An 8,072-nucleotide genomic window follows, 5' to 3' on the forward strand; every position below is an offset into this window, starting at 1 on the left:
CTAGAGCATTCGACATCTAAGTTGATGCATAGCCGTCGTGGCGGAAATAGTTGGCGCATTCCTGCGGGGTGAAGGCGTCGAGCACGTGGCCGATGCGATCCCAGAGGCCGCCCACGGTGCGCTCGGCGGCCTTGCGCAGGAGCCCCTTGAGCTTTGAGAAGGCCAGCTCGATTGGATTGAGGTCTGGCGAGTAGGGCGGCAGGAGCATGAGCTTGGCGCCCCGGTCCTCGATCAGCTTCCTAACCGCGTCGCCCTTGTGGGCCGGCAGGTTGTCCATGACCACGATGTCTCCCGTCCTGAGGGTCGGGCCGAGCACCTTGCCGATATAGACCAGGAAGGCGTCGCGGTTCATGGCGCCGTCCAGCACCCAGGGCGCGGTGATCCCATCCCAGCGCAGTCCGGCTGTGAAGGTGGTGGTCTTCCAGTGCCCGAAGGGCTGGCGGCCGAGTAGCCGCTGGCCCTTGGGCGCACGGCCGTAGGCGCGGACCATCTTGGTGTTCGTCCCGGTCTCGTCGACAAAGACCAGCTTGCGGGGATCAAGGCTCGCCTGGCTGGCCTTCCAGCGCTCGCGCGCTTCGGCCACGTCGGGCCGCGTCTGCTCGCTGGCGTGCAGAGTTTTTTTTATAAGTGATCTTGTGGCGTTTGAAGAACCGCCGAACCGACGTCTCGGTGACCTCGACCCCAAGCTCTTCGCTCAGCCGCCGCACGATCTCGGCCAGGGTCAGGTCGCCTTCGCCCGCGTTCAGCGCCAGCAGCCAGGCCGCGTGCGGCTCTAACGGCGAGCGGCTCTTGCCGCCCCGCGGCCGAGGATCAACGCTCCCCGTCTCGGCCTCCAGCGCAACCCACCGAACCGCCGACGCCGCGCTCACCTTGAACCGCACCGCCGCCTGTCGCCGCGACATCCCCGCCGCAACCTCAGCCACCACACGACTGCGAAGATCCTTCGAACGCGCCGCTCCCATGAGACCCTCCAGAATCACCCGATCCCAGGGACTCACATCCGCAAAAGTCAGGGAATCTCCCGGCCGATCACATTCGATTCATCTCAGCGGTCGAACGCTCTAGCTCCCCCGCGAAGCGGCGGGAGGCAGAGCCCAGCCACACCCGCCCTTATGCCCATGCCAAGCCCAAAGCTCTGGCGTCCGGCCGGGTCAAGGATCGGCGGAGCGGCGCGTAGCCGACCGCGCAAAAGTCAGCGCCGCGCCGCAATCGCAGGTGAGCGTCACACTGAAGGTAAATCAGAAATGGAAGCCGTTGGAATTCACCACACGCCCTAATTCCTCAGCGATGGCTTCGGCTCTGCTGCGGATGACCGCCCCCCCTACCCCGCGTCGTAGTTGAGGATCGGCCCCAGCCACCGCTCGGCCTCACTCACCGGCCATCCCTTGCGCCGTGCATAGTCCTCCACCTGATCCCGCTCGATCCGGCCGACGCCGAAGTAGTGGCTTTCCGGGTGGGCGAAATAGAGGCCTGAGACCGCCGCCGTCGGATACATGGCGTAGCTCTCGGTGAGGTTCAGGCCCGTGGCGGCTTCCGCGTCCAGCAGGCGGAACAGCGTCCCCTTCTCCGTGTGGTCGGGCTGGGCGGGATAGCCCGGCGCCGGGCGGATGCCGCGGTACTGCTCGGCGATCATCTGGTCGATGTCCCAGGCCTCGTCGGGCGCATAGCCCCAGAGCTCCGTCCGCACCCGCCGGTGCAGCGCCTCCGCGAAGGCCTCCGCCAAGCGGTCGGCGAGCGCCGCGGCCATGATCGCGGAGTAGTCGTCGCCCTTGTCCTTGAAGGCCTTGGCGATCTCCGCCTCCCCATGGCCGGCGGTGACCGCGAAGCCGCCGATCCAGTCGGGCTTGGTCCCGATGGGGGCGATGAAGTCGGCGAGCGCCACATTGGCGCGGCCGCCATCGGCCTGGGATTTGTCCTTGGCCATCTGCTGGCGAAGGCTATGTAGCCGGGCGAGCTCGACGGTGCGGGTCTCGTCGGTCCACAGCACCGCGTCGTCGCCGTCGGAATTGGCCGGCCAGAAACCGACCACGCCCCGGGCCTCGAACCACTGCTCGCCGATGATCCGTTGCAGCATGACCAGGGCGTCCTTGTAGAGGTCACGCGCCGCCTCGCCGACTACGTCGTCCTCGAGGATCTGCGGGTATCGCCCGATCAGCTCCCAACTGGCGAAGAACGGCGACCAGTCGATGTGACGGGCGAGGTCGGCCAGGTCATAGGCTTCGAACGTCCGCGTGCCGACGAAGGATGGTTTCGGCGGATCGTAGGTCGTCCAGTCCGGCGTGAAGGCGTTGTCGCGCGCCTCGTCCAGGGTCGAGCGGGCGCGCTTGTCCTGGCCGCGGGCGAAGGCCTCGCGCACGCGTACGTACTCGGCCTTGGTCTCGGCCATCAGCCGGTCGCGCTCGGTGGGCGAGAGCAGGCCCGAGACCACGCCCACGGCGCGGCTGGCGTCGAGGACGTAGGTGGTCTGGGAGCCCTTGTACTTGGGCTCGATCTTCACAGCGGTGTGGGTCTTCGACGTGGTGGCGCCGCCGATCAGCAGCGGGATCTTCATCCCCCGCCGCTCCATCTCCCCGGCCACATAGGCCATCTCGTCGAGGCTCGGGGTGATCAGGCCGGAGAGGCCCACCATGTCGACCTTCTGGGCGATCGCCTCGTCAAGGATGCGGTCGGCCGGGACCATGACGCCCAGGTCGATGACCTCGTAGTTGTTGCACTGCAGGACCACGCCCACGATGTTCTTGCCGATGTCGTGGACGTCGCCCTTGACGGTGGCCATCAGGATTTTGCCCGCCGCCTCTCTGGGCTTGCCCTCCTTCTCGGCCTCCATGAAGGGCATCAGATAGGCGACCGCCTGCTTCATCACGCGCGCGGACTTGACCACCTGCGGCAGGAACATCTTGCCCGAGCCGAACAGGTCGCCGACCACGTTCATGCCATCCATCAAGGGGCCCTCGATGACGTGCAGCGGCCGGGCCGCCTTGGCGCGGGCCTCCTCGGCGTCGTCCTCGATGAACTGGGTGACGCCGTTGACCAGGGCGTGGGTGATGCGCTGCTCGACCGTGCCTTCGCGCCAGGTCAGGTCCGGGCCCTTGGCCTCCGACTTGCCGCCCTTGTACTTGGGCGCCAGCTCCACCAGGCGCTCGGTGTTGGTCAGCGTCGCGTCGCGCTGCGGACGGTTCTGGATGACGTCCTCGACCGCCTCGCGCAGCTCCTCGGGGATCTCGTCATAGACCGGCAGCTCGCCAGCGTTGACGATGCCCATGTCCATGCCCGCGGCTATGGCGTGGTAGAGGAAGACCGAGTGGATCGCGCGGCGCACCGGCTCGTTGCCGCGGAAGCTGAACGAGACGTTGGAGACGCCTCCCGAGATCCGCGCGTGCGGCAGGGTCGCCTTGATCGCCCGGCAGGCCTCGATGAAGTCGACCGCATAGTTGTTGTGCTCGTCGATCCCGGTCGCCACGGCGAAGATGTTGGGGTCGAAGATGATGTCCTCGGCCGGGAACCCCACCTGCTCGGTGAGCAGCTTGTAGGCCCGCGTGCAGATCTCGATCTTGCGTTGCGCGGTGTCGGCCTGCCCCACCTCGTCGAAGGCCATGACCACCACGGCCGCGCCATATCGCTGGCAGGCCTTGGCCTGCTCGATGAACTTGGCCTCGCCCTCCTTCATGGAGATCGAGTTGACGATCGCCTTGCCCTGCACGCAGCGCAGGCCCGCCTCGATCACCTCCCACTTCGACGAGTCGATCATCACCGGCACGCGGGCGATGTCCGGCTCGGCGGCCAGCAGGTTGAGGTAGGTCTTCATGGCCTCGACGGAATCGAGCAGCCCGGCGTCCATGTTGACATCGATGACCTGGGCGCCGGCTTCCACCTGCTGGCGCGCGACGCTCAGCGCCTCGCCATAGGCCCCGTCCTCGATCAGCTTCCTGAACTTGGCCGAGCCGGTGACGTTGGTCCGCTCGCCGACGTTGATGAAGATAGGTCGCATCTATTCCTACAAACCGTTCATCCCCGCGACGGCGGGGATCCAGGCTGACTGCAATCTTGAATCGCGGCGCCGTCCCCAGGCCCCGAATGAATCCCCGCCTTCGCGGGGATGAGCGGACTAGGCAAGCTCGAACGGCTCCAGCCCCGCCAGCCGCATGGCCGTCGGGCGCTCCGGGATCGGCCGGGGGCTGAGCCCCCGCACCGCGTCGGCCACGTGTTTGATGTGATCTGGCGTCGTCCCGCAGCAGCCGCCCAGGATGTTGACGATCCCCTGCTCGGCCCAGTCGTGCAGCATGTGGCCGGTCTCGTCCGGGGTCTCGTCGTACTCGCCCATGGCGTTGGGCAAGCCGGCGTTGGGGTAGGCCGAGACCAGCGTGTCGGCGATGCGGGAAAGCTCGGCGATGTGCGGGCGCATCAGCTCGGCGCCCAGCGCGCAATTCAAACCCACGGCGAAGGGCTTGGCGTGGCGCACCGAGTTCCAGAAGGCCTCCACCGTCTGGCCGCTCAGCGTGCGGCCCGAGCGGTCGGTTATGGTGCCCGAGATCCAGATCGGCAGGGGCTCGTAGCCCTCGTCAGTCAAGTCCAGGATCGCCTTGATCGCGGCCTTGCAGTTCAGCGTGTCGGTGATGGTCTCGATCAGGAACAGGTCGACGCCGCCGTCGTGCAGCGCCAGAACCTGTTCGCGGTACGCCTGGTAGACCTGCTCGAAGGTCACCTTGCGCGCGCCGGGATCGTTCACATCCGAACTCATCGACAGCATCACCGGCAACGGCCCGATGGAGCCGGCCACGAAGCGGGGCTTGTGCGGCTCCTTGGCCGTCCAGCGGTCGGCGACCTCGCGGGCGATCCGCGCTCCGGCCAGGTTCATGTCGCGCACCGCGGCTTCCTGGGCGTACTCGCCCTGGCCGATCGAGGTCGACGAGAAGGTGTTGGTCTCGCTGATGTCGGCGCCGGCGGCGAAATAGGCGTCGTGCAGCTCGCCCACGATATCCGGCCGCGTCAGGCAAAGGATGTCGTTGTTGCCCTTCAGCTGGCCCTCGTAGTCTGCGAACCGCTCGCCGCGGTAGTCGGCCTCCGACAGACCGCGCTTCTGGAACATCACCCCCCACGAGCCGTCGAGGATCAGGACGCGTTCCTTCGACGCCGCCTTCAGCGCCGCGATTCGTTCGCTCCGGGTCATGCGGCGGCCTCCTTGCCAAGGGCTTGGGGTGTCTCAGGCTCGCGCACGCCCAGCACGCGGCAGATTGCATAGGTAAGGTCGGCGCGGTTCAGCGTGTAGAAGTGGAAGTCGGAAAAGCCCTCTTCCGCCAGCCGCGCGCACATCTCCGTCGCCACCGAACACGCCAGCAGCCGCCGCGTCTCCGGATCCTTGTCCAGCCCGTCGAACAGGTTGCCGAGCCACCCTGGCAACGCGACGCCCATCGGCCCGGCCATCTTCTTCAGGCCCTTGAAGTTCGTGACCGGCATGATCCCGGGCGAGATCGGAATGGTCACGCCAGCCTTCCGGACCCGCTCCATGAACCGCAGGAACCCATCCAGGTCGAAGAAGAACTGCGTAATCGCCCGCGTGGCGCCAGCATCGACCTTGGCCTTCAGAACGTCGATGTCGTGGTCAATGGAAGGGCTCTCCGGATGGACGTGCGGATAGAGCCCCACGCTGACCTCGAAGTCACCGATGGCGCGGATGCCGGCGGTCAACTCGGTGGCGTTGGTGTAGCCGTCGGGGCGGGGTGTGTAGGCGCCGCCGATCTGGCCCGGCGGGTCGCCGCGCAGGGCTACGATGTGGCGGATGCCGGCGTCCCAATAGTCTTGGATCACCTCGTCGACCTCGACGCGGCTGGCCTCGACGCAAGTCAGGTGCGCGGCGGGCTTCAGCGTCGTCTCCTTCAGCATCCGCAGCACCGTGCGGTGGGTGCGGTCGCGGGTCGAGCCGCCGGCGCCATAGGTGACGGAAACGAAGGTCGGGTCCAGCGGCTCCAGGCGGCGGATCGCCTCCCACAGGGTCTCCTCCGCTTCCGGAGTCTTGGGCGGGGAAAACTCGAAGGAGACGCGCGGCTTGGCCGCCGCACCGATGCCGGCGCGGGCGATGGGGCCCAAAACGGCGTCGCCCAGGTCTGTCCTTCGGCGTCTCATGCGGCTTGCCTTTGCCGTTCGCGAGCGCGTTCGGCGGTCCATATCATCACGGTCAGTCCGTTCTTTTCGGTCGGCGGCAGGGCGGTGATCCGGACTTTGGAAAGCCCCGCGCCGGTGAGCCAGCGGGCCATCTCCGGCTCGGCGAAGCCCAGGCGGCGATGCTGGTGCTGCTCGCGCAGGAACTCCAGGCGGTGCGGGGCGAAGTCGGCGATGATCAACTTGCCGCCCGGCGCCACGATCCGCGCCGCTTCTTTCACCGCCGCGGCGGGATCGGCCAGATAGTGCAACACCTGATGCACGACCACCAGGTCGGCGCTCTCGCCGGGCAGGCGGGTGGCGAAGATGTCGCCGTGACGCAGTTCGCAACCCTCCAGCCCGGCCTCGGTCACGCGGTTGCGGGCGAGGTTCAGCATCTGCTGCGACAGGTCCAGGCCCAGCGCCGCCTCCGCGTGGGGCGCGAGCAGGGTCAGCATCCGCCCCGTGCCCGAGCCCAGGTCCACCAGCCGTTTGAACGGCCCGGGTCCGGCCGCCGCCAGGATCGCGGCCTCGACGTCGGCGTCAGATACATAGAGCGAGCGGATCTCGTCCCAGCGCGCGGCGTTGCGGGCGAAGTACTCGCCGGCGTCGGTGGCGCGCTCGGCCCACACCGCCGACAGCCGTTCAGCGTCGCGGTACAGGGCCGAGTCGGCGGGATCGATGGCGCCCAGCACTTCGGCCACCAGGGCGGCCGCGGCGCCGTCGCCGGTCAGGCGATAGAACACCCAGGCGCCATCCGGGAATCGCTCCACCAGGCCCGCCTCGGCCAGAAGCTTCAGATGGCGGGAGACGCGCGGCTGGCTTTGGTCCAGCACGCGGCAGATTTCCAGCACCGCCAGTTCCTCGCGCGCCAAAAGTGCTAGGATGCGCAGGCGCGAGGGTTCGCCCGCGGCGCGCAGCACATCGACAGCCTGGCTCGATGACAAAGTCATGGAGCGCATAAAGATATCTTTATGTCTTTATGTCAAGTTAAGAGCGCCTACTTGGCCGGCTCCCAAAGCTCGATTTTCACCCCCGTCGGGTCCATCAGCCAGCCGAACTTACCAAATCCATCGCTGGCCGACTCGCTCACGGGCTCGACGCCTTCAGCCCGAGCCCTGGCCAACAGGCCCTCTAGGTCATCGACGATGAAATTGATCATGAAGGGCGCGGTCGACGGTGCGAAGTGATCGCTCTCCAACGGAAAGACGCTCCAGGTGGTTTTGCCAACGGTCGGGTGCGGCCACACCACGCCGCCCCATGCGGTGACATCGAAGCCCAGGACGCGGGCGTACCACTCCCGCACGGCCTTCGGATCCGCCGCCTTTAAGAACACCCCACCGATACCCAGCACCTTGGCCATGCATCCCTCCCGTTTGTCCTAGCCGTCAACCGCCGCCACAGGGCTCGCCAGTTCGTCGCCGGCCAGGAACCGCCGCACATTGTCAATCGCCTGGGCGACCATCAAGGGCAACGCTTCGTTGCTCGCTCCGGCGGAGTGGGTGGTCAGGACCGCGTTGGGGACATCGGCCCAGCGTTCCGCCGGCGTCGGTTCCTGGACGAAAACGTCGAGGGCCGCGCGCCATAGGCGGCCATCCTTCAGCGCCGAGATCAGCGCGTCCTCGTCGATCAACTGCCCACGGCCGACATTGACGATCATCCCTTGTGGTCCGACCGCCTCGATCACTTCACGCGAAACCATGCCCCGGTTGGTGGCCTCGGCGCGGGCGCAGACGACCAGAATGTCGCTGGCCTGAGCCAAGGCCAGCAGGCTCTCCGCTTTCGGCCAGGCCGCGCCCGGTTTCGCCCGCGGGCCCCACCACTGCACGTTAAGCCGCAGCGCCTCGGCGCGCACGGCCACCGCCGCGCCGATATGGCCCAGGCCCACGACGCCCAGCGTCCGTCCGCCCAGGCTAGGCTGCGAGCCGATCCGTTCC

At 67.3% G+C, this 8,072-nt stretch carries 7 protein-coding genes; all 7 read right to left on the minus strand.

Features of this window, described 5'->3' with window-relative positions; genetic code table 11:
• Window positions 1-16: 16 nt before the first annotated feature.
• A protein-coding gene (locus E8A12_RS02585; protein WP_293366196.1) for an IS630 family transposase occupies window positions 17-962 on the minus strand; the annotation gives its coding sequence in 2 pieces (ribosomal slippage) (window positions 17-625 and window positions 627-962; 945 coding nt in all).
• 359 nt (window positions 963-1,321) lie between these two features.
• On the minus strand, window positions 1,322-3,988 hold the full coding sequence (gene metH / locus E8A12_RS02590; protein WP_293366197.1) for a methionine synthase: 2,667 nt from the start codon (window positions 3,986-3,988) through the stop codon (window positions 1,322-1,324).
• Between the two features lie 117 nt (window positions 3,989-4,105).
• Window positions 4,106-5,167 (minus strand): homocysteine S-methyltransferase family protein, encoded by a 1,062-nt coding sequence (locus tag E8A12_RS02595; RefSeq protein ID WP_293366198.1) that lies wholly within the window; start codon window positions 5,165-5,167, stop codon window positions 4,106-4,108.
• Complete coding sequence (gene metF, locus E8A12_RS02600) at window positions 5,164-6,120, minus strand: methylenetetrahydrofolate reductase [NAD(P)H] (protein WP_293366199.1); 957 nt, start codon at window positions 6,118-6,120, stop codon at window positions 5,164-5,166. The genes E8A12_RS02595 and metF overlap by 4 nt, the downstream gene beginning before the upstream one ends.
• Complete coding sequence (locus E8A12_RS02605) at window positions 6,117-7,088, minus strand: metalloregulator ArsR/SmtB family transcription factor (RefSeq protein ID WP_293366202.1); 972 nt, start codon at window positions 7,086-7,088, stop codon at window positions 6,117-6,119. Before E8A12_RS02605 ends, metF begins: the two co-directional genes overlap by 4 nt.
• A 47-nt stretch (window positions 7,089-7,135) precedes the next feature.
• Window positions 7,136-7,498 (minus strand): VOC family protein, encoded by a 363-nt coding sequence (locus tag E8A12_RS02610; protein WP_293366200.1) that lies wholly within the window; start codon window positions 7,496-7,498, stop codon window positions 7,136-7,138.
• Window positions 7,499-7,516: 18 nt separating this feature from the next.
• Window positions 7,517-8,072, minus strand: a 556-nt coding sequence (locus E8A12_RS02615; protein WP_293366201.1) for an NAD(P)-dependent oxidoreductase, incomplete at its 5' end; no start/stop codon positions are given.

The sequence above is a fragment of the Phenylobacterium sp. genome (assembly GCF_004799395.1).
Lineage (GTDB): Bacteria > Pseudomonadota > Alphaproteobacteria > Caulobacterales > Caulobacteraceae > Phenylobacterium.